Raw genomic sequence first — 21425 nt, 5'->3', positions numbered from 1 at the left:
GGCACAATGGAATGCTCGATATGGGAATGTTTTCGCCCGCCCCATCGTTGTTCCAAGCAATGAATAGATGGGCGAGAGTCGGCCCAGGGATGCAAAGGAGCACAGATGACGGACCAAGAACGTCACATGTATGAGCTGGAGTACCCCGCCCCCGCAGTTGGGGAAGGGCCAGCCGGACCAACCCTCATTATTGCCATGCAGGGCTACGCTGACGCGGGTCACGCCGTCGAGGGCGCTGCCGACCACCTCAAGGCTGCGTTCGAGTCGCGCACGGTGGCGACGTTTAACAACGACGAGCTGATTGATTACCGCTCGCGGCGGCCCATTGTCACCATGGCGCACAGCGAAATCACCAGCATGGAGGACCTCCAGCTGGACATGCGCGTGCTGCGCGACACCGAGGGCCAGTCATTCCTGCTGCTCTCCGGCCCGGAACCCGACCTGCGCTGGGAGGCGTTTAGTGAGGCCGTGGCGGACCTGGCGGATCGCTTCAACGTGGACAAGACCATCTGCCTCTACGCCGCGCCGATGGGCGCGCCGCACACCCGCCCCCTAGTCGTGTCCGCGCACGGCAACGACCGGGAGCTCGTGGGCACGATGTTCACCTTCGACGGCATGGTCACCGTGCCGGGCTCGGCCGCGATTATGATTGAGCGCGTGCTGCACGGCCGCGGCCGCAAGGTGGCGGGCTACACGGCGCACGTTCCGCACTACGTCTCGGCCTCTCCCTACCCCAGTGCGACGTACCAGCTGCTGCAGTCGGTCTCTGATGCCAGCAACCTGCAGTTCCCGCTGCGCTCGCTGGAGCACGACATGCAGCGCGTCTCGCGCCAGCTCGCCGAGCAGACGGCGTCGTCGCAGGAGATCTCCCAGGTGGTCGCTGCCCTGGAGCAGCACTACGATTCGGAGATGCAGGAGTACCGCGACCGCCACCCGAACGCGATGATGCCGGGTGAGTCGCAGATGCCCAGCGGCGAGGAGATCGGCGAGGCGTTCGAGAACTTCCTCTCGGCCATCGATGACCGCGACTACGACAGCTTCGGTGAGCGCGCCCTGCCCTTCGGCGAGGACGTGGACAGCCGGTTGGCGGACCACTACACCACCGACCTGAGCGAGCCGGACAGCGCCGAGCGTGACGACGATGACGACACCGGCGAGCAGGGCGCTCTGGACGACGACCAGTAGGAGGCCGCGTCGTCGTGTCGGGGCCCTCGGCTACGGTTGAGGGCGTGACTTTAGCCGACATGCTCCCCGACCTCGCCGACGTCCCGGAATCCCTCTTCGATGAGGTGGTGTGGGACGTGTTCAACTCCTGGACCCGCGAGCGTGGAATCACGCTATACCCCGCGCAGGAGGAGGCGTCGCTTGCCCTGCTGACCGGCGAGAACGTTATTCTGGCGACCCCGACCGGGTCGGGCAAGTCGATGGTGGCAAACGCGGCGCACTTCATCGCGCTCGCGCGCGGACAGCGCTCGTTCTACACCGCACCGATCAAGGCACTGGTCAGCGAGAAGTTCTTCGCGTTGTGCGAGATCTTCGGACCTGAGAATGTCGGGATGATGACGGGCGACGCCACCGTGAACGCGCACGCCCCGATCATCGCCGCGACCGCGGAGATCGTCGCCAACATCGCGCTGCGCGAAGGCGAGCGGGCCGCGATCGACCAGGTGGTCATGGACGAGTTCCACTACTACTCCGAGCCGGATCGCGGATGGGCGTGGCAGGTGCCCCTGCTTGAGCTGCCGAAGGCCCAGTTCCTGCTCATGTCGGCGACCCTCGGCAACACCGCGTGGCTCGAGGAGGACCTGACCAAGCGCACGGGCCGCCCCACCACCTATGTCGGTGGTTCGCAGCGGCCCGTGCCGCTGGACTTCCACTACGTGTTCACCCCGGTCCACGAGACGCTCGAAGAGCTTCTCGACGCCGGCAAGGCCCCCATCTACGTCGTCCATTTCTCCCAGCGCGAGGCCACCGAGCGCGCCCAGGCGCTCACGAGCATGAACATCGTCACCGCGGAGGAGAAGAAGCGCATCGCGGAGGAGATCGGCGATTTCCGCTTCACCACCACCTTCGGCAAGACGCTGTCGTCGCTGCTGCGTCGCGGGATCGGCGTGCACCACGCGGGGATGCTGCCGAAGTACCGCAGGCTCGTCGAAAAGCTGTCGCAAACTGGGCTGTTGAAGATCATCTGCGGCACGGACACCCTCGGTGTGGGTATCAACGTGCCGATTCGAACCGTGCTGATGACAGGGTTGGCGAAGTACGACGGCACCCGCCAGCGCGTTTTGAAGTCGCGCGAGTTCCACCAGATCGCGGGCCGGGCGGGGCGCGCGGGGTTTGACACGGAGGGCACCGTCGTCGTCGAGGCCCCGGAGCACGAGATCGAGAACGTCAAGCTGCGCCGCAAGGCGGGCGACGACCCGAAGAAGCTGAAGAAGATTCGCAAGAAATCCGCCCGCGACGGCGAGGTGTCCTGGTCGGAGAAGACGTTCGAGCGGCTCACCACTGCCGAGCCGGAGGAGCTGACGAGCCAGTTCCGGGTGTCCAACTCGATGCTGCTGAACGTCGTGGCTCGCCCCGGCGACGGGTACGCGCACATGATGCGCCTGTTGCGCGACAACCACGACACGCGGGCCAAGCAAAACCGTGACATCCTCACCGCCGTCGAACTTTTCCGCGGGCTCGTCAACGCGCAGGTGGTCGAGCGCACCCCGGATTCGCCCGCGATGCGCCCGTACACGCTCACCCGGGAGTTGGACCGCGATTTCGCGTTGAACCAGCCGCTCTCCCCCTTCGCGCTGGCGTTTTTGACCGTCCTCGACCCGGAGTCGGAGACTTACGCCCTGGATGTCATCTCCACGTTCGAGGCGATCCTGGATGATCCACGCCAGCTTCTCCAGGCGCAGCAATCCGCGGCGCGCGGCGAGGAGATTGCCGCGCTGAAGGCCGATGGCGTGGACTACACCGAGCGCATGGCGCTGATCGAGGACGTGACCTACCCCAAGCCGCTTGAAGAGGAGCTGGAAGCGGCCTACGAGACGTTCACGCAGGGCAACCCTTGGGCCAAGGAGTTCCAGCTCTCGCCCAAGTCGGTCGTGCGCGACATGATCGAGCACGCGATGACGTTTTCGGACCTCATCGCCACCTACGGCCTCGCGCGCTCGGAGGGTGTGATCCTGCGCTACCTCACCGACGCCTGGCGCACTCTATCGCACTCCATCCCCGAGGCCTTCCTCAACGACGAGCTGGGCGATATCATCGCCTGGCTCGGCGAGCTCGTCCGCCAGGTCGACTCCTCGCTCATCGACGAGTGGGCGCACATGGCCGACGAGGATTCCCCGATCTCGCAAGAAGCGCTCGAGCGTGAGCTCGCGTTCGGCGTCGAGGACCCCTCGGCCCTGACGGCCAACCGCCGCGCGTTCCGCGTAATGGTGCGCAACTACTTCTTCCGTCTCGTCGAGCTCTTCGCCTTCGAAAAGGAAGACCAGCTCGCCGAGATGCTCGCCTACCTCGACGACCCCGACGGCGACGCTGAGGCCGCCGGCCCCGCCGCGCCCGACTGGCCCGCGGAGATGGACGACTACTTCGACGAGTACGACGATGTCGTGCTCGACGCCGACGCGCGCGGGCCGGAGTACTTCCGCATCGAGAGCGAGAGCGGCCGGCAGTGGCCGGTTGTGCAGGTGCTCAAGGACCCGGCGGGCGAAAAGTCCTTCCAGCTCCACGGCGTGGTGGACCTGGATGCCTCGGACCAGGCAGGGGAAGTGCGCCTGAGTCAGCTGGTGATGAAAAAAGTTTGATCTAACTAAGCAAACGGGAACTTTCGTACCGTAAACTCATAGGCATGAGCAATAAAGAGTACCGCCCGACCCTCGCTCAGCTGCGGACCTTCGTCACCATCGCCGAGAACAAGCACTTCGGCGCTGCTGCTGCCAAGCTCAACATCTCCCAGCCGTCGCTGTCGCAAGCCCTCGTCGCGTTGGAAACCGGACTGGGTATCCAGCTCATCGAGCGCTCCACGCGGAAGGTGATTGTCTCCCCGGTCGGTGAGGAACTGCTCCCCCTTGCTCGCGCCACCCTCGAGGCGGCGGATGCCTTTGTCACCCGTTCGCGCGGCGCACTCGGTGTGCTCTCGGGCCCGCTCACGCTCGGGATTATCCCGACGCTGACCCCGTATATCCTCCCCGACTTTCTCAAGGAATCGGGCAAGCACTACGCGGACCTGAAACCCCAGATCGTCGAGGAGCAAACTCCCGCGCTTCTTGATCAGCTCCGCGACGGCTCCGTCGACGTCGCCATCTTGGCCGTGCCGGCGGGCCACCCCGGAATGCGCGAGTCCGTGCTGTTCCGCGAGCGCTTCGTCGTTGTCACACCCGAGGGCCACCCGCTCGCGGGCCGCCGCGACCTCACCCTCGACGACCTGCGCGAGCTCGAGTTGCTGCTGCTTGACGACGGCCACTGCCTACGAGACCAGATCATCGACCTATGCCGGATCGCCCAGATGAGCAACCCGGGCAACGGGGAGTACTCCACGCGCGCCTCCTCGCTGACCACCATCATGCAGCTCGTCGTGGCGGGGCTGGGCTGCACGCTGGTTCCGGAATCCGCGGTGGCGACCGAGTGCACGCGGTCGGGTTTGGGGCTCGCCGCTTTCGCCCCGTCGGTTGCGGCGGAGCGCACGATCGGTCTGGTCAGCAGGCCGTCGTCGGCACGCGCGGTCGAGCACCAAGCGCTCGGCGAGCTGATCACGCGGGCCCACGCCAAGGTGATCCAACGAAGCAGGAGCATCATCGACGGCTAGAATCGTTCGACAGATATGAACGATTCCTCCCACCCCTCCCGCGGCGAGCTCCTCTCCCGCCTCGATAGCCTGCCGCTTGCCGAGGTGCGGCGGTTTCGCCGTCGCCTGGACAAGGCCCGCGCGCCGCAGGCGCTTCGCGCCATCGCCGACGACCTCGACGCCGCAGCCGCCACCGTTGCGGCGCGCGATGCCGCGGTGCCCGACATCACCTACCCCGAGCAGTTGCCCGTCTCTGCGCGGCGCGATGACATCATGGAGCTCATGCGCAACCACCAGGTGGTGGTCATCGCGGGTGAGACGGGTTCGGGCAAGACCACCCAGATCCCGAAGATGCTGCTCGAGCTGGGGCGCGGCCGCCGGGGTTTGATCGGCCACACCCAGCCGCGCCGGCTCGCGGCACGCACCGTCGCGGAGCGCATCGCGGACGAGCTCGGCCAGAGCGTCGGCGAGACCGTGGGCTACGCCATCCGCTTCGACGACCGCGTCTCCCCCACCACGGCGGTCAAACTGATGACCGACGGCATCCTGCTCGCCGAAATGCAGCGCGACCGCTTCCTCAACGCCTACGACACGATCATCATCGACGAGGCCCACGAGCGCTCGCTTAACATCGACTTCCTCCTCGGCTATCTCAAGCAGCTCCTGCCCCGGCGCCCTGACCTGAAGGTGATCATCACCTCTGCGACGATCGATCCGCAGCGCTTCGCCGAGCACTTCTGCGACGCCGACGGCACCCCGGCCCCGATCATCGAGGTCTCCGGGCGCACCTACCCCGTCGAGATCCGCTATCGCCCTCTGGTGGAAACCGTTGGCGGCAAAGAGACCGACGTGGACATGATCGACGGCGTCGTCGCGGCCATCGAGGAGCTGATGCGCGAGGGCGAAGGCGACATCTTGTGCTTCTTCGCCTCCGAGCGCGACATCCGAGACTGCATGGAGGCCCTGGAAAAGAAGCACTGGCGCTCCGTGGAGGTCACCCCGCTGTTCGGGCGGCTGTCCAACGCCGAGCAGCACCGCGTGTTCTCCCCGCACTCCGGCCGGCGCATTGTGCTGTCGACCAATATCGCCGAGACGTCGCTGACGGTCCCGGGGATTCACTACGTGGTGGATACCGGCCTGGCGCGCATCTCGCGCTACTCCACACGCACGAAGGTGCAGCGACTGCCCATCGAGGAGATTTCCCAGGCCTCGGCCAACCAGCGCTCCGGGCGCTCGGGCCGCGTTGCCGACGGCATTGCCATCAGGCTCTACTCCGAAGAAAACTTCAACGCCCGGGCCGAGTTCACTGACCCGGAAATCCTGCGCACCAACCTTGCCAGCGTGATTCTGCAGATGATCTCGTTGCGTCTCGGCGACATCAGCGAGTTCCCCTTTCTACAGCCCCCGGACCCGAAGTCGGTGCGCGATGGTCTGGCCGTGCTCCACGAGCTCGGCGCCACCAGCGACAAGGAGCGTAACGGCGCGCCCGTGCTCACCGCGATCGGCCGCGACATCGCCCGCATCCCGGTCGACCCGAAGATGGCCCGCATGCTCGTCGAGGCCAACCGCCTCGGCGTGCTTGACGACGTCACCGTCATCGTCGCCTACATGACCATCCAGGACGTGCGCGAGCGCCCGCTCGAGTTTCAGGCCCAGGCGGATCAGGCGCACGCGCGCTTCAAAGACAAGACCTCCGACTTTCTCTCCGCGCTCAAGCTGTGGGACTACATCGGCGAATCGCGCGACGAGCTGTCCGGCAACGCGTTTCGCAAGCGGATGAAGCGCGAATTTCTGCACTACATGCGCATCCGCGAGTGGTATGACCTGGTGCGCCAGCTGCGCGACGTCGAAAAGCAGCTGGGCTTCTCGCGCGCTGAGAACGTTGCCAACGAGCGCGACTCGGACGCGATCCATAAGTCGCTGCTCACGGGGTTGCTGTCCAACATCGGGGCGCGCGAGGGCAATTCGAAGGAGTTCCAGGGCACCCGTGGCACGAAGTTCATGGTCTTTCCGGGATCGGTGCTGGCGAAGAAGCCGCCGGAGTTTCTCATGGCGGCCGAGCTGGTTGAGACCTCGCGGCTGTGGGCGCGCGACGTCGCGCGCATCCAGCCCGAATGGGTGGAAACGGCCGCGGGTGGGCTGCTGAAGCACAGCTATTCGGAGCCGGTGTGGTCGCGCAAGCGCTCGGCCGCGATGGTGCACCAAACGTCGCTGTTGTACGGCCTGCCGATCGTGCGCGACCGGCTCGTGCCCTACCACCGCGTTGACGCCGAGGGCGCGCGCACGATGTTTATCCGCCACGCGCTGATCGGCGGCGATTGGAACCGACACCACACATTCATCGACCACAACGAAGCGATGCTTGCCGACGCCGCAGCGGTCGAGGACAAGGTCCGCCGCCGCGGCATCGTGGTCGACGAGGACGCTTTGTACGACTTCTACGACTCGCGCCTGCCCGCCGACGTGACCACCGCGCGCCACTTCGACTCGTGGTGGAAGAAGAAGCGCCACGAGGACGCCAGCTACCTCAACTTCAACCCGAACGACCTGGTCAACGACGATGTCGATGCCTCCGACTCCGACTTCCCCACCGCGTGGCGCCAGGGGTCGATCGACTACGCGCTGCGCTACACCTTTGAGCCCGGCGACCCGCTTGACGGTGTGACGGTGGAGGTCCCCGTGCCGCTGTTGGCCGGCTTCGAGGCCACCGGCTTCGATTGGCTCGTCCCCGGTCTGCGCGCAGAGCTGGTTACCGAGCTGATCCGCACACTGCCCAAAGCTTTACGACGTTCCGTCGTCCCCGCCCCGGACTTCGCAGCCATGGCGCTGCCGAAGCTCACGCCGCGGGAGCAGCCGCTGACCGACGACCTCGCCGAAGTCCTGCGCTCTATCGGCGGCGCGGGGATCAACGGCAGCGATTTCCGGCCCGCCGCCCTGCCGCCGCACTTGAAGATCACGTTCGCGGCGATTGACAAGCGCGGGGAAATCATCGACCACGACAAGGACCTCACGGCGCTTAAAAGCCGCCAATCAGGCAAGATCCGCTCCTCGGTGTCCAAGGCGAGCCGCACCGCCGAGACGGCCAGCGCACCCAAGTGGACTGCCCACACGCTTGGCGAGGTCCCCGAGACCGTCACCACCACGATCGACGGCAACCAGGTCGACGCCTACCCTGCGCTGGAGGCAACGGCCAACGGCGTCAAGGTCACGGTTCACCCGACGAAGGCGGCCGCCGACGCGTCCATGCTCACGGCGACGCTGACGCTTCTGCTGCGCGAGATCAACGTCAACGTCTCCCAGATGACCAAGGGGCTGCCGCTGCGCCAGAAGGTTGCGATAGACAACTACCCGCACGGTGGTGCGGCGGGGCTTGTCGACGACGCCCGCGTCGCCACGCTGCGCGACCTGATGGTCGCCGCCGGTGGCCCGGTCCGCTCCCCGGAGGAGTTCGACGCGCTGGTGCGTGAAATCAAGCCGAAGGTCAGCGCCGAGGTGCGGCAGAAGGTGGTTGCGCTCGCGCCCGTGCTTGTGGAGTACTCCGCGATCTCGCAGGAGCTGGAGAAGTGGACCGGCCCGGCGATCGACGACATGCGCGGGCAGCTCGCATTCTTCCTCCCCGCCCACGCGATCACCGTCCACGGGATGGCGTACCTTCGGCACGTCCCGCGCTACATCGACGCGATGCGGATTCGCTTGGAGGACATGGCGATAGACCCCGACCGCGACGCTGACCGCCAGGACGTTGTCGCGGCAACCCACGCCTACCTCAAGGCGAAGCTGCGCACGCTGCCCGCCGGGCGGGAGAAGACGAAGGACGTCAAGGACATTCTGTGGCGCATCCAGGAGCTGCGGGTGAGCTTGTTTGCCCAGCGCCTGGGCACCCCGAAGCCGGTTAGCCAGCGTCGCATCGAAAAGCTTATCGACGCCGTCCGCTAGCGCCCGGGGTGGGTAATCCGAGCAGCCGGAGACATACACAAGCATATTTTCCTGAGAGGCGATGCAATCTGCGGAAACGCGATGATGCGGTGTTCTATCAGTCGATCTGCGGACACGGCGAACACCCGACATCCCCCGGTGCGAGACCTCTAGAAGTCCTCGCGGTCACGGCGGCGCATCAGGCGGATTTCGGATTCGAAGTCGTCGGCGGATTCGAAGGACTTGTACACGGAAGCGAAGCGCAGGTATGCGACCTCGTCGAGGGCGCGCAGTGGCTCGAGCACCGCGAGGCCGACGTCGTTGGCGTCGACCTGGGAGCTGCCGTGGCTGCGCACGGTCTCCTCTACTTGTTGGGCGAGTCGCTTGAGAGCGTCGTCGGACACGTCACGGCCCTGGCACGCGCGCCGCACGCCGCTGATCAACTTGTCGCGGTCAAAGGGCTCGCTGACGCCGTTGCGCTTGACCACCATGAGGATGGCCTTTTCCACGGTGGTGAAGCGCCCTGCGCAGTCCGAGCACTCTCGGCGGCGGCGAATTGCAGATCCGCCGTCGATCACGCGGGAGTCAAGCACCCTGGACTGTTCGTGGTGGCAAAACGGGCAGTGCATGCGCTCGATTCTACCGCGCGCGTCCTCCCCCGCCGCGGCCACTGCAGCGCGGGATCTAGCGCACGGATGCTGCGGTGACCCCCGAGGTCGCGTCTGCAACCTGATCCGAAGAATCGCCGGCGAAGGCACCGCCCGCCGCAGACCCGAGAATCAGGGCAAGACCGAGGGCCGCACCCATGAGCAGGCTAGCCCGATTTTCGTGGCGAGTTTCGAACATGTCGGAATTTTGCGCACCTGCGCGAACAGCGCCGGCGTTCACGCGGTCAGAGTTTCGATGCACCGGGCTAAGCGTTCGAACATGGCGCGCGCCCCTCGAGATACTTTCCGCCTCGGGGAGATCCCACACCGCGGCGGGAAGCGTCGGCGCGGTAGCGGAATTGGACGAAGTATGTGCAGCGTGAGGGCGGTCGATTTGAATGGTCATGGTGTTCTCCTTTGTTGTCTGACTTCAGTGTAATTTCAAGCCGGACATCATCGAACATTTAACCCGCTCGTATGTTCGAGTACGTCTATATGTTCGATTTATAGCACGGGGGTCCGACTTTGTCCACACCATGGCCTAAAATGTCGAACAAATTTGCCACTTCTGGTACTTTTGCAAGCAGGCCACGTTTTTCGCCGACCCACACGAACTCTCAGGAGCAGCCATGCCACGCAAGAAGGACGACCCGAACAACCTCGACATGAGCGTTCTGTCTGATCGCCAACGTCGCATTCTCGAAGTAATCCAGGACGCCGTTGTTCTACGCGGTTACCCGCCAAGCATCCGCGAGATCGGCGATGCCGCCGGCCTGCAATCCACCTCTTCTGTCGCCTACCAGCTCAAAGAGCTGGAGAAGAAGGGCTTTTTGCGCCGCGACCCGAACAAGCCGCGCGCCGTGGACCTGCGCCACCTCCCCGACTCGCAGAAGAATTCGCGCAAGGCCAAGCCGAAGGCCGCCCCGACCCCCGAGGACGCGTCCGCGCCCCGCTACATCCCAGTCGTTGGACAGATCGCCGCTGGCTCCCCGATTCTCGCCGAGGAGAACGTGGACAACTACTTCCCGCTTCCCCAGGAGCTGCTCGGCGACGGCGAGCTCTACATGCTCCGCGTCGTCGGCGAGTCCATGCGTGACGCCGGCATTCTCGACGGCGACTGGGTCGTGGTGCGCTCCCAGCCCGTGGCGGAGGAAGGCGAGTTCGTCGCAGCGCTTCTCGACGGCGAAGCGACCGTGAAGGAGTTCCACAAGGACGCCACCGGCGTCTGGCTCCTCCCCCACAATGACGCGTTCTCCCCGATCAAGGGCGACGAGGCGGAAATCATGGGGCGTGTCGTGTCCGTTTTCCGCACCCTCTAACGCGCGTCTGCGCCCGACTGCTACCCCCACTTGAGGGCTTTCGGGCGCAATCCCACTTAAGCGGGCAGCCTTCTTTTGCAACAATGGCGTGCGTCACTTGTTCACCGCACATCCAACCTGAGGATTGTCCGCCCATGTACGCAGAGGAACGCAGACGACAGATCGCGTCGTTGACCGCCATTGAGGGCCGCGTCAACGTCACCGAGCTGGCAGACAAGTTTGACGTTACTGCGGAAACAATCCGGCGCGACCTAGCCGTCCTCAACCGTGAGGGCCTGATCCACCGCGTTCACGGGGGCGCGGTCGCCAGCCAGACGTTTTCCACCACCGAGTTCTCACTCGACGCGCGCTCGCGGTCGGCATCGACCGCGAAATCCGCCATCGCCCGCAATGCACTGCAGTACTTGCCGGAGCAATCCGAGGGCGGGATCTTCCTCGACTCGGGGACGTCGATTAGCGCCTTTTCCACCCTGCTGGCCTCGGACCCGCGCGCGGCGTCCTGGCCGATTGTGACCAACTCGCTGCCCATCGCGCTCGAGTTGTCCACCGCGGGCCTGCCGCACGTGCAGTTGCTCGGCGGCTCGGTTCGCGCGATTACGCAGGCTGTCGTCGGCGCGATGGCGCTGCGCTCGCTCGCCCTGATGCGCGCCGACGTCGCCTTCATCGGCACCAACGCGCTCAGCGTCGACCACGGACTGTCCACGGCCGATGCCCAGGAGGCCGCGATTAAGACGGCGATGGTCACCAACGCCCGCACCGTTGTTGTGCTGTGCGATTCGACCAAGCTCGGCAACGACTACCTGGTCAGCTTCGCCTCGCTGGACGAGATCGACGTCCTCATCACCGATTCCGGCGCACCGGAGTCGATCGTCAGCGAGCTGTCACAGCACGGCATTGAGGTAGTCCTCGCCGAGGCGTAGCGTCCGTCACAGCCGCCGCGCCCGCATTGACCGTTCGGGTACGCCCGGACATACTTGGAAGTTAAAACTGGGAGGAGCCCGCAGAAGTGATCATCACATTCACGCCCAACCCAAGTATCGATGCCACTCTCGAGCTCGACTCCCTCGAACGCGGCGGCGTCAACCGCACCATCACCGCGCATAGAGAAGCCGGCGGCAAGGGAATCAACGTCTCCCACGCCTGCACCAACGCGGGCCGCGACACCCTCGCCATCGCCCCCTGCGGGCCGAGCGACCCGTTCACCCTCATTTGCCGCAACGCTGGCATCCCGCTGAAGGGCATCCCGATTTCCGGCGCGATCCGCACGAACACCACGCTCACCGAGCGCGACGGCTCCACCACCAAGGTCAACGAAACGGGCCCGCTTTTGCGTGACGACGACGTCACCCGCATCACTGACGTCCTCATCTCCACCGTCGCCGAAACCCGCGCCGACGCCGTCGTCATGGCCGGCTCCCTGCCCCCGGGCGCGCCGCCGTCGTGGTACGCCACGCTCGCCCAGGCCGTGCGCATGGCCTGCCCGGGCGCCGTTGTCGCCATCGACACCTCCGACGCGCCGCTGGCGGAGCTCGGGAAGAATCTGGCAGACGCCAAACCGGATGTGATCAAACCCAACGCGTTCGAGCTCGCCCAGCTCACCGGCGCCGACGGTGACGCCTTGGAGCGCCAGGCCGCGTCGGGCGACTACCGCAGCATCGTCGTCCACGCTCGCAAGCTGATCAGCGACGGCGTGAAAGAGGTGCTGGTCACCCTCGGCTCGGCCGGGGCGTGCCTGGTCACGGCCACGGGCGCGTGGGCGGCCACCGCTCCCCCGATGACGACCCGCTCGACGGTTGGCGCGGGCGATAGTGCGCTGGCCGGCTACATCATGGCCCGCGTCGAGGGCGCCGACCCCTGCGAGTGCCTGCGCCGGGGCGTGGCCTACGGCTCGGCCGCGGCCGCGAAACCGGGCACCGGCATCCCCTCTCCCGACGAGGTGGACACGGTCAATACCCACGTGGTTGCACTTGAGACGGAGCCGAGGTAGCCGGTGGATAGTCCGGACCTCATCAGGCTCGAGCTCGTCGCCCTCGACGTCGACGCCGGCGGGCACCCCCGCGAGGTCATCGCGCACCTCGCGGGCCTGGTCGAATCCGCCGGCCGCACCAACGACTCCGCGCAGCTCATCGCCGACGTCACCGCGCGCGAAGGTAAGGCCCCGACGGGCGTGGCGGGGCGCATCGCCATCCCGCACGCCCGCTCGTCCGCCGTGAGCGTGCCCACGCTCGCCTTCGCGCGGCTTCGCCACCCGGTCGACTTCTCCGGCCCCGACGGCCCCGCCGACCTCGTGTTCCTCATCGCCGCCCCCGCGGACGGTAGCAAGGCGCACCTGTCAATCCTGTCGACGCTCGCCCGGGCGCTGGTGCGTGAGCAGTTCGTCGAGAAGCTGCGCGCGGCCACTGACCCGCAGGCCGCTGTCGAGGCCATTGCCGCGCAGCTCAACCACAAGAAGAAGCGCCGACGCATCGCGGTTGTCACGGCGTGCCCCACCGGTGTGGCGCACACGTACATGGCCGCTGACGCGCTCACCCGCGCCGCCGCATCGCGTGACGACGTCGAGCTGCGCGTCGAGGCCCAGGGCGCCACCGGCACCCAACCGCTCGACCCCGACTTCATACGCGGCGCCGACGCCGTGATCCTCGCCCACGACGTCGCGGTACGCGGCGCCGAGCGATTCGAGGGCAAGCCGCTCGTCGACGTGCCCGTGCGCCGCGCAATCAACGAGCCCGCGCAGCTTATCGACGCCGCCCTCAACGCCACCGAAACCTCCACCGAGCCCAGCACACCCGCGCGCATCTACCGCGCCGTGATGACAGGGGTTTCCTTCATGGTGCCCTTCCTCGCCGCCAGCGGGCTCCTGCTCGCGCTGGGCACGCTGATCGGCGGCACGGACGTCTGGGCCGAGGTCGCCCGCGGCTTCTCCCTCGCTGACCCGCACGGGGGTCTCGATCGCTCCGGCTGGCTGCCCTACCTCGCGGCGGTGCTAATAGTCACCGGGCAAGCAGGAATAAACCTGGCCGTATCCGCCCTTTCCGGCTACATCGGATTCGCGCTCGCCGGCCGCGCGGGCATCGCGCCTGGGTTCATCGGCGGCGCGGTCTCGGTCATGCTCGGCGCGGGTTCTCTCGGCGCGGTGGTCACCGGCATCGTCGCGGGCGGGGTCGCGCTGTGGATCCGCGGGATCAACGCGCGTGCCCTGGAGTCGTTGAAAACCACTGTGGTCAGCCCGCTGGTGGCAACGCTCGCGGTGCTATTCCTGATGGTCGGCGTTATCGGCCGCCCGCTCGCCGCCCTCTCGGCGGCGGTTCAGGGCTGGCTCGGCGAGATGGGAAGCACCTCGGCGATCCTGCTCGGGGTGGTCGTCGGCGCGATGATGTGTGTCGACCTTGGCGGGCCGGTGAACAAGGTCGCTTACGCCTTCGGGGCGGCGGGGCTGACCGCGGGCACCCAGGCCAGCTACGTCATCATGGCCGCGGTCATGGTCTCCGGGATGGTGCCGCCGCTGGCCCTGTCGCTGGCGACGCTGCTGCGCGCCAGCGCGTTTACCCCGGCGGAGCGCGCCGCCGGGCGAACCATCTGGCTGCCCGGCCTGGCGTTTGTCACCGAGGGCGCCATCCCGTTTGCGGCCGCCGATCCCGCGCGCGTCATCACACCACTAATGCTCGGCGGGGCAACCGCGGGAGCGGTGTCCATGGCGCTTGGCACGGGGGTGAGCGCGCCGCACGGCGGGATCTTCGTCATCTTTGCTTTTAGCCCGTGGTGGGGCGTGTGCGTGGCATTAGCTTCGGGCGTTGCGGTGGGTGCGTTGGCTGTGGTCGTCGCTAAGCAGGCAGCTCTCGGGCGCCGGAAAGTTTCCACGTAGAATTGAGACCAACTCAACGAAAGGATTTTCACATGGCTTCTAAGACAGTAAAGGTCGGCTCCACCGTGGGCCTGCACGCACGCCCGGCAACCGTCATCGCGGATGCCGCTGGCGAGTACGACGACGAAATCGTGCTCACCCTGGCGGGCGGCGACGAGGACGACGAGACGGATGCCGCATCCTCTCTCATGATCATGGCCATGGGTGCGGAATTCGGCGACGAGGTGACCGTGACTTCCGACAACGCCGAGGCCGTAGACAAGATCGCGGCGCTTATCCAGCAGAACCTCGACGAAGCTTAGGCGGGGAATAGACGGGCGGCAGCCTAGGTGTTGTACGTGCCTTCGCCCAGCGTGGCGAAGGCCTTTTTCATGATCGGGTAGGCAACGATGATCCCGACTGAGCCCAGTGCAATGCCCTTGAGCTCCACCGGGCCGAGCGTGAGCGAAAGATCGCCGATGCCGACGATGAGGGCCACCGCGGCGGTCATCAGGTTGACTGGGTTGTTAAAGTCCACCCGGTTGTCCTGCCAGATGCGCACGCCGAGCATGCCGATCAACCCGTAGAGCACGAGGGTGGCACCGCCCAGCACCCCGACCGGGAGTGTGCCGACGATCGCGCCGAACTTCGGGATGAACGCCAGCGCAATCGCGACCACCGCAGCCACCCAGTACGCGGCCGTGGAGTACACCTTGGTCGCGGCCATCACCCCGATGTTCTCGGCGTAGGTTGTCGTGCCCGAGCCGCCGAAACCTCCGGCGAGGGTCGTCGATAAGCCGTCGCCGATGAGAGCGCGGCCCTGGTAGGCGTCCAGGTCGCGGCCGGTCATCTCGCCGACTGCTTTGACGTGGCCGACGTTTTCGGCGATGAGGACCACCAGCACCGGCAAGGTCACCAGGACAGCAGAGAGGTGAAACTCAGGCGAGTGGAAACGCGGCACGCCCACCCAATCGGCGGCGGCGACCGCGCCCAGCGCCTCGGGGCTAACCCCCTTGCTCACCCAGGCGGTGAACCACCCCACGATGACGCCGATCAGGATCGACAGGCGCGAGGCCATGTCGCGGGTGGCGACGGCCACAACCAGGATCGTTGCCAGCGTAACCGCGCCGACCAGCGGCTGCTCCTGGAAGTTGCCCACCGCTACCGGAGCCAGGTTGAATCCGATCAGCGCAACGATGGCGCCGGTGACCACGGGCGGCATGACGGCGTCGATAAGCCTCGTTCCCGCCGCCTGCACGAGCGCGCCCACCGCAATCAGCGCGAGGCCCGTGACCACCACACCGCCGAGCTGCGCGCCGACGCCGTACTGCTGCGAGGCCGCCAGCGGCGCGATGAAGGCAAACGACGATCCGAGGTAGCTCGGCAGCTTGTTGCGGGTAATCAGCAGGAAGATGATCGTGCCGAGTCCCGAGAACAGCAACGTCGTATTCACGGGAAAACCCGTGAGGGTTGGGACCAGCAGGGTCGCACCGAACATGGCGACGACGTGCTGCGCGCCGATGGCCGCGGTGCGCGGCCAAGTCAGCCTCTCATCAGGGGCGACGACCTCGCCGGGTTGAATGTGGCGACCGTCGCCGTGAAGGGTCCATCCGAATGTAGAAGTCACGGATGAACATTGTTGTCGCTCGGGCTAGCTCACAACAAACTCCGAGTACTGTTCGGCGATGACGTGGGGCAGGCGGACGTCGATAAGCGTGCCGCCCTCCTCGTAGGACTCGCTGCGCACGGTGCCCTGCTCGTGGACGCGGCTGACCACGTCGCCGCGGGTGAACGGCACGAGCATCTGCACGTGCGCCTCCACGCTGTTGAGGTGCATCTCAATCTTGCCCTCGAGCTCCGCGATGCCCTCGCCCGTGTGCGCGGAGACGAACACCACGTCGTGGCCGGAGTTGTCGAACGCGTGGCGCAGCTCCGCCAACACCACCGGATCGGCCTGATCAATCTTGTTCACCACAACGATCTCAGGGGGAACGGTCTCGCCGGACTCGCGCGTGACGTCAGAGAGCACCTTGTTCACCGCCTCGATCTGCTTCAGCGGAAACGCGTCCGAGCCGTCGACGACGTGCAGCATCAGGTCCGCGCCCGTGACCTCCTCCAGCGTCGACTTGAACGCCTCGACGAGCTGGGTCGGCAGGTGGCGCACGAAACCGACGGTGTCCGTGAGCACGACGTTACGCCCGTCCGCCAGCTGCGCCTTGCGTGTCGACGGATCCAGGGTCGCGAACAGAGCATCCTCCACCAGCACGCCGGCGTTGGTCATCGCGTTGATCAACGAGGACTTGCCGGCGTTGGTGTAGCCGGCGATCGCGATCTTCGGAATCGTCGAACGCTGCCGTCGGGCGCGCTTGACCTCGCGCGCGGTCTTCATCCCGCGCAGCTCGTGGCGCAGCTTCGCCATGTCCGTGCGCAGGCGGCGGCGATCCGCCTCAATCCGCGTTTCACCGGGACCGCGCAGGCCCACGCCGCCGTTGGAGCCGGCGCGACCGCCGGCCTGACGCGACAGGTTGCCACCCCAACCACGGGTGCGCGTGTAGAGGTACTCCATCTGCGCCAGGCTGACCTGCGCCTTACCTTCCTTGCTCTTCGCGTGCTGGGCGAAGATGTCGAGGATGAGCATGGTTCGGTCGATCACCTTGATCTTCAGCGCTTCCTCGAGCGCGACCATCTGGCCCGGGGAGAGCTCGCCGTCGAACACGACGGTGTCGGCGCCGGTGGACTCGACGATGTCGCGCAGCTCCTTGACCTTGCCCGAGCCGATGTAGGTGCCCGGGTCCGGCTTGTCGCGCTTTTGGTACAAAAGCTCCTCGACATCCGCGCCGGCTGTCTCCGCGAGCGCGGCAAGCTCGAGCATGTTGGCTTCCATCTCGGCGGTGGTCCCCTCGATCCACGCACCGACGAGGATGACCTGTTCGAGGCGCAGCTTGCGGTACTCGACCTCGAAGCCCTCGGCCTGGTCCTCGGAGCGCAGCTCCGTCTCGACCGTCACTCGGCGAAACGCGTTTCGTTCTTCCAGGTCCAGCGAACCGACTGTGGGCTCCCCGTTAGCGGTGGGTTGCGGCGCGTTGTGGCGAAACGCGCGGGCGAGAAGTTCATCGTGGTTGAGCTCTAGCGGCTCGGTCATCGTTGGTTTTGTCATTGAGTCCTTAGTTTAACGGGTTCTGCTTGTCAGGTGTGCATTATCTAACGCCGCGCGCCCCGGATTTCTTCCCGGCGCCGGGCCTGTGGTGCTGTCAGCGCACCCCGGTGAGCCCACCGCACAAACCGGAATGAACCCGCGGGGTAGTATGTGCCACTATGAGCGATACGAAGACCCGGGATTTGTCCAGCATCGGCTTGGGATTTGCCCAGTGGCAGGATGCCGTGGAGGCCGCGATCGCATCCGGCCGTTTACAGGTCACGGGCGAGGTCCGGGGTGGTCAGTTGATCCAATACTCCGACGCATCGGGCGCGCAGCTGAACATCCTCGCCGTCGAGCCGTTCGCCACGTTCGCCGGGTTCGCCGCCGACACCCGCACCTTCACGCACGTGACCATGCTCAACGATGTCGTCGCGCTCGCCGACATCGTCGACCCGCACGGCAGCAACATCGCCTCGGTCACTGTCAACTTGGCCCAGGGGCCGCTGCTTGTCGACGCCCCCACCCTGACCTGGCAGGAGCTCGCCGTCACCGCACTGGGGCTCGATTTTGAGGTCTTTGCGGACGTGGACGCCTTCCACGCCGCCAATCCTGGTGACATCGTGGGCGAGATCCTCTCCCCCGGCGCCGAGGCCGTCGCCTCGACAGCCGCGTCCGCCCCGGATGCCGCGGCGCGCCTGGCGGCCCGCGTCCTCGAGGCCGAGTACCGCGTCAGCGAGCTCACCGGTGAGCGCTTCATCCACGTTTCAGTCGACGGCGCCTTCCCGTTTGAGGTGTGCCTGCCCGACGGTGAGCTGCCCCAGCGCAACAACATCATCGCGGGCACCGCGGTGTTGGTGGGCACCATCCCGACCCCGGCCGGCGGAGGCTGCGGCGGGTGCGGCGACTCCTGCGGCTGCGGCGGGCATTAGAGGTTTATCGGGGGGCAACCCATGTCATCAGCGCGACGGGATTTCTGGCAGGCGATCGGGATGGGTCTGCTCATCGCCGCCTTCGCGCTGCTGGTGCTGTGGCTCAAGGTGGCCGGGCTGCTCCTCGCGCTCGCAATCCTCGGGGCACTCATCGTGCTCATGCAGCGCTACGACACCACTCCCGAGGTGGCGTCGCTGCGCGCCTCGCTGGCAATCGCGCGCGACGACATCGCGGAGACGCTCGCGCTATACGACGACCTCCTCACCGGCATGTCCGCCGAGGCGATCGCCGATCGCACCCTGCATGTCCCCGCGCTAGCAGATCGGGGTACGACCAACCCCGTGATCCAGGATTTCCACCTGCGCGCGGACGCGGCACGCCGCTTCCTGCAGCGTGTCGACGGTCTTTTGGCAAGCACCGACCTCGACCGGCCGCAGCTGGAACGGCTCATCGCCGTGGCCGACGAGCGCGCGGAAAACCTCGCCGCCTCCTGGCAGGACGCGCGCCGCGCCGCCCGCGAGATCGGGCCTGGGTAGCGTTACAGAAGCACCGTCCCGCGCGCGACAATCTTCGACGGGCCCGTCATCAGCGCTTCGCCGTCGCTCAGTTCCACTTCGATGGCGCCGCCGGGAACGTTGACGGTGACAGTGCCGTTTTCCACCCCGGCGTCGGCAAGTGCGGCGCGGGCGGCAGCAACAGTTCCTGTGCCGCACGAGCGGGTCTCTCCCACTCCGCGCTCCCACACGCGCATATGGACGTGCCCGTCGTTTAGCTCGGTGAGCACCTCGACATTGACCCCCTCAGGGAAAAAGGAGTGGTCGAAGGCGGGTTGTGCAAACTGCATCGCCTCCAGCTCCGCGGCGGTGAGGCCGGGGATCACCGCCGCCAGGTGCGGGTTGCCCACGTCGACGCCGAGGCCGGCGAAGTCGAAGTTTCCCATGCGGGCAGTCGAGACGCCGGTAACCTCCACGCGGCCCATGCCCACCGTGACCGTCGCGTCCGTCGAGTCTGCCTGCAGCACCTCGATATGTTTGAGACCGGCGCGGGTGTCCACGTCGAATTCGCGCTGGGTGACCAACCCCTCGGCGACGAGCACGTGGGCGAAGACGCGGACCCCGTTTCCGCACATCTCGGCAATGGAGCCGTCCGCGTTGCGGTAGTCCATGAACCAGCGCCCGTCGCGATTGACCACACGTAGCAAACCGTCGCCGCCGATGCCGGCGCGGCGGTCGCACAGCGCGGCAACCTCCGCTTCACTCAACGTCAGGGCGTCTGCCGGGTCCGGAATGACCACGAAGTCGTTCTCAGTGCCGTGTCCTTTGAGAAACTCGATATTCACCCCAGCGAGTCTAGCGCCGCTTCAACCACAGCCTCGTCGGCCGCGTCCAGCCACGTGATGCGGGGGTCACGGTTGAACCAGGAGCGCTGCCGTCGCACGTAGCGCCGCGTCCCGGTGATCGTCTTCTCCAGCGCCTCCGCCTCGTCCATCTCCCCGGCCAGCAGGCCCAGCACCTGCGCATACCCGATGGCGCGGCCCGCGGTGGAGTCTGCGACCAGACCGTCACCGACCAGCCCGCGTACCTCGTCGACAAAGCCGTTGTCGAACATCAGCTGCGCGCGCAGTGCGATGCGGGGATTGAGCCAGTCCGGATCTGTGCGCAGCCCCAGGATGCGGGTGCCCCAGCGCGGCGGGGCGTCCTTCGGCGGCTGGGAGGCGGCGAAGGGTTTGCCCGTGAGCTCGATGACCTCGAGCGCGCGCACGGTGCGCCGCGGGTCCTTGTCCTCGATGGTCGCTGCCGCCGCCGGATCCACCTGGGCAAGCTCTGTGTGCAGTGCGTCGACTCCGATCTCGGCAAGCCGGGCCTCGTACTTCGCGCGGACGGCGGGGTCGGTCGGGGGGAACGCCCAGGCGTCGATAAGCGACTGCACGTAGAGCATCGAGCCGCCGACGAGCACGGGGACCTTGCCGCGCGCCATGATGTCCTCCACCGTGGCGACCGCGAGGGACTGGTACTCGGCGACGGAGGCCGTCTTGGTCACCGGCCAGATATCGAGCAGGTGGTGCGGGATGCCTCCGCGCTCAGCGGGTGGGAGCTTCGCCGTGCCGATGTCCATTCCCCGGTAGAGCTGCATGGAGTCGACGTTGACCACTTCCCCGCCGAGTTCCTGCGCCAGTGCGATACCAAGGGCGGATTTGCCCGAGGCGGTGGGGCCGACGACGGCGATGGGACGGATCACGCGTTCCACTCCGCCACGTACGCGCCCACGCCCAGCGAGTCATCGGAATCCAACAGGCGCTTTTCCGCCTCCAGCACGGCAAGCTCAAGCCACAGCTGCTTCTCGACGACCCCGTCCAACGACCCCGGAAACTCCCCGCCGTCGAGGAACCTCTCGAGCGCCTCGTGCGCCTCGCGCGCTCCCTCCACCAGTGCGAGCGGGGCGCGCTCGGTCAAACCCGCTGGCCCGTCAACGACAACGACCGTCAGCGCATCGGTGTCAATGGGCTGCAGGTGTTCGCGTGAGTCGGCAACGTCCAGATCCTCGAGCGCGTAGCGGGCGACGAGCTCCGGCAGGTAGTTGCCACCCTTGAGCGTGACCTGCGGGGCTCCCCACGCGCGGAAGGATCCGGTGTGCGCGGTGTACCAGCGCTCGTCCCGGCTGCCGACGATGTGGATTGGGCGCGGCGGGTAGCCCGCAACCGTGCGCCGGATGGTTTCCGCAAGGCGGCGCGAAGGGCCGTGCGCTGGGGAAAGCTCGCGCACGAGCGCCGGGGATCCGGGGATGATCAGGAGGTTGGGCGCTGTCACAGGCTCCACCTTAGCCACTGCCCCTCCGCCTAAAGTCACACGCCTGA

General features: G+C 66.6%; 18 protein-coding genes. 11 read left to right on the top strand and 7 right to left on the bottom strand.

Going from position 1 to position 21425, the window contains the following annotated elements:
* Window positions 1-105: 105 nt before the first annotated feature.
* From E3227_RS08510 to hrpA, 4 genes are read left to right on the top strand one after another with little or no spacing between them, the layout of a single operon-like run.
* Entirely contained in the window at window positions 106-1185 is a 1080-nt protein-coding gene (locus tag E3227_RS08510) for a PAC2 family protein (protein ID WP_144318180.1), read from the top strand.
* 59 nt (window positions 1186-1244) lie between these two features.
* Complete coding sequence (locus tag E3227_RS08505) at window positions 1245-3800, top strand: DEAD/DEAH box helicase (RefSeq protein ID WP_144318639.1); 2556 nt, start codon at window positions 1245-1247, stop codon at window positions 3798-3800.
* Window positions 3801-3844: 44 nt separating this feature from the next.
* A complete protein-coding gene (locus tag E3227_RS08500) occupies window positions 3845-4801 on the top strand; it encodes a hydrogen peroxide-inducible genes activator (protein WP_144318179.1) in 957 nt (318 codons plus the stop codon).
* A 15-nt stretch (window positions 4802-4816) separates the two neighbouring features.
* A complete protein-coding gene (gene hrpA, locus E3227_RS08495; protein ID WP_144318178.1) occupies window positions 4817-8716 on the top strand; it encodes an ATP-dependent RNA helicase HrpA in 3900 nt (1299 codons plus the stop codon).
* Window positions 8717-8865: 149 nt separating this feature from the next.
* Here hrpA and nrdR read toward each other — a convergent pair whose 3' ends face one another.
* Complete coding sequence (gene nrdR / locus E3227_RS08490) at window positions 8866-9324, bottom strand: transcriptional regulator NrdR (RefSeq protein WP_136651137.1); 459 nt, start codon at window positions 9322-9324, stop codon at window positions 8866-8868.
* A gap of 55 nt (window positions 9325-9379) precedes the next feature.
* The gene (locus E3227_RS11475; protein ID WP_153257540.1) at window positions 9380-9541 is read right to left on the bottom strand and encodes a hypothetical protein; all 162 of its coding nucleotides are present in this window, start codon (window positions 9539-9541) and stop codon (window positions 9380-9382) included.
* 430 nt (window positions 9542-9971) lie between these two features.
* Here E3227_RS11475 and lexA point away from each other — a divergent pair, with 430 nt between their 5' ends.
* From lexA to E3227_RS08465, 5 genes are all read left to right on the top strand, one after another.
* Window positions 9972-10661 (top strand): transcriptional repressor LexA, encoded by a 690-nt coding sequence (gene lexA, locus E3227_RS08485; protein ID WP_136651135.1) that lies wholly within the window; start codon window positions 9972-9974, stop codon window positions 10659-10661.
* Window positions 10662-10795: 134 nt separating this feature from the next.
* Window positions 10796-11581 carry a DeoR/GlpR family DNA-binding transcription regulator gene (locus tag E3227_RS08480; protein WP_136651134.1) on the top strand — a complete coding sequence of 262 codons (786 nt, stop codon included), beginning with the start codon at window positions 10796-10798 and terminating at the stop codon, window positions 11579-11581.
* Between the two features lie 86 nt (window positions 11582-11667).
* Window positions 11668-12648, top strand: a complete 981-nt coding sequence (locus E3227_RS08475; RefSeq protein ID WP_136651133.1) for a 1-phosphofructokinase family hexose kinase — start codon at window positions 11668-11670, stop codon at window positions 12646-12648.
* Between the two features lie 3 nt (window positions 12649-12651).
* Window positions 12652-14523, top strand: coding sequence for a PTS fructose transporter subunit IIABC (locus E3227_RS08470; RefSeq protein ID WP_144318177.1), 1872 nt, complete (start codon window positions 12652-12654; stop codon window positions 14521-14523).
* A gap of 32 nt (window positions 14524-14555) precedes the next feature.
* Complete coding sequence (locus tag E3227_RS08465) at window positions 14556-14825, top strand: HPr family phosphocarrier protein (protein WP_136651131.1); 270 nt, start codon at window positions 14556-14558, stop codon at window positions 14823-14825.
* A gap of 23 nt (window positions 14826-14848) precedes the next feature.
* On the opposite strand, the gene E3227_RS08460 is transcribed toward E3227_RS08465, so the two are convergent.
* Window positions 14849-16129 (bottom strand): uracil-xanthine permease family protein, encoded by a 1281-nt coding sequence (locus E3227_RS08460; protein WP_144318176.1) that lies wholly within the window; start codon window positions 16127-16129, stop codon window positions 14849-14851.
* A 24-nt stretch (window positions 16130-16153) separates the two neighbouring features.
* Complete coding sequence (gene hflX / locus E3227_RS08455) at window positions 16154-17644, bottom strand: GTPase HflX (RefSeq protein WP_144318638.1); 1491 nt, start codon at window positions 17642-17644, stop codon at window positions 16154-16156.
* A gap of 173 nt (window positions 17645-17817) precedes the next feature.
* On the opposite strand from hflX, the gene E3227_RS08450 reads away from it, so the two are divergent.
* Both E3227_RS08450 and E3227_RS08445 read left to right on the top strand, forming a co-directional pair.
* Window positions 17818-18570, top strand: a complete 753-nt coding sequence (locus E3227_RS08450) for a hypothetical protein (protein ID WP_144318175.1) — start codon at window positions 17818-17820, stop codon at window positions 18568-18570.
* Between the two features lie 21 nt (window positions 18571-18591).
* Entirely contained in the window at window positions 18592-19107 is a 516-nt protein-coding gene (locus E3227_RS08445) for a hypothetical protein (RefSeq protein WP_144318174.1), read from the top strand.
* Between the two features lie 2 nt (window positions 19108-19109).
* Here the strand turns inward: E3227_RS08445 and dapF are convergent, their stop codons facing one another.
* Genes dapF through E3227_RS08430 form a run of 3 tightly spaced genes read right to left on the bottom strand, consistent with a single transcriptional unit; the run spans window position 19110 to window position 21378 of the window.
* A complete protein-coding gene (gene dapF, locus E3227_RS08440) occupies window positions 19110-19910 on the bottom strand; it encodes a diaminopimelate epimerase (RefSeq protein ID WP_144318173.1) in 801 nt (266 codons plus the stop codon).
* Window positions 19907-20806: a tRNA (adenosine(37)-N6)-dimethylallyltransferase MiaA gene (miaA, locus tag E3227_RS08435; protein WP_144318637.1), complete on the bottom strand. Its 900-nt coding sequence runs from the start codon at window positions 20804-20806 to the stop codon at window positions 19907-19909. Before miaA ends, dapF begins: the two co-directional genes overlap by 4 nt.
* Entirely contained in the window at window positions 20806-21378 is a 573-nt protein-coding gene (locus tag E3227_RS08430; protein ID WP_144318172.1) for a hypothetical protein, read from the bottom strand. The genes miaA and E3227_RS08430 overlap by 1 nt, the downstream gene beginning before the upstream one ends.
* Window positions 21379-21425: the final 47 nt, after the last annotated feature.

It is taken from the genome of Corynebacterium sanguinis, assembly GCF_007641235.1.
GTDB lineage: Bacteria > Actinomycetota > Actinomycetes > Mycobacteriales > Mycobacteriaceae > Corynebacterium > Corynebacterium sanguinis.
Note: the sequence above shows the minus strand (reverse complement) of the source record. Positions and strands in the feature narration are given on the sequence as shown.

What these genes read in the sequence shown, in the direction of transcription:
- E3227_RS08510 (WP_144318180.1), top strand. Translation starts at nt 106, where the DNA reads ATGACGGACCAAGAACGTCACATGTATGAGCTGGAGTACCCCGCCCCC.
- E3227_RS08505 (WP_144318639.1), top strand. Translation starts at nt 1,245, where the DNA reads ATGCTCCCCGACCTCGCCGACGTCCCGGAATCCCTCTTCGATGAGGTG.
- E3227_RS08500 (WP_144318179.1), top strand. Translation starts at nt 3,845, where the DNA reads ATGAGCAATAAAGAGTACCGCCCGACCCTCGCTCAGCTGCGGACCTTC.
- hrpA (WP_144318178.1), top strand. Translation starts at nt 4,817, where the DNA reads ATGAACGATTCCTCCCACCCCTCCCGCGGCGAGCTCCTCTCCCGCCTC.
- nrdR (WP_136651137.1), bottom strand. Translation starts at nt 9,324, where the DNA reads ATGCACTGCCCGTTTTGCCACCACGAACAGTCCAGGGTGCTTGACTCC.
- E3227_RS11475 (WP_153257540.1), bottom strand. Translation starts at nt 9,541, where the DNA reads ATGTTCGAAACTCGCCACGAAAATCGGGCTAGCCTGCTCATGGGTGCG.
- lexA (WP_136651135.1), top strand. Translation starts at nt 9,972, where the DNA reads ATGCCACGCAAGAAGGACGACCCGAACAACCTCGACATGAGCGTTCTG.
- E3227_RS08480 (WP_136651134.1), top strand. Translation starts at nt 10,796, where the DNA reads ATGTACGCAGAGGAACGCAGACGACAGATCGCGTCGTTGACCGCCATT.
- E3227_RS08465 (WP_136651131.1), top strand. Translation starts at nt 14,556, where the DNA reads ATGGCTTCTAAGACAGTAAAGGTCGGCTCCACCGTGGGCCTGCACGCA.
- hflX (WP_144318638.1), bottom strand. Translation starts at nt 17,644, where the DNA reads ATGACCGAGCCGCTAGAGCTCAACCACGATGAACTTCTCGCCCGCGCG.
- E3227_RS08450 (WP_144318175.1), top strand. Translation starts at nt 17,818, where the DNA reads ATGAGCGATACGAAGACCCGGGATTTGTCCAGCATCGGCTTGGGATTT.
- E3227_RS08445 (WP_144318174.1), top strand. Translation starts at nt 18,592, where the DNA reads ATGTCATCAGCGCGACGGGATTTCTGGCAGGCGATCGGGATGGGTCTG.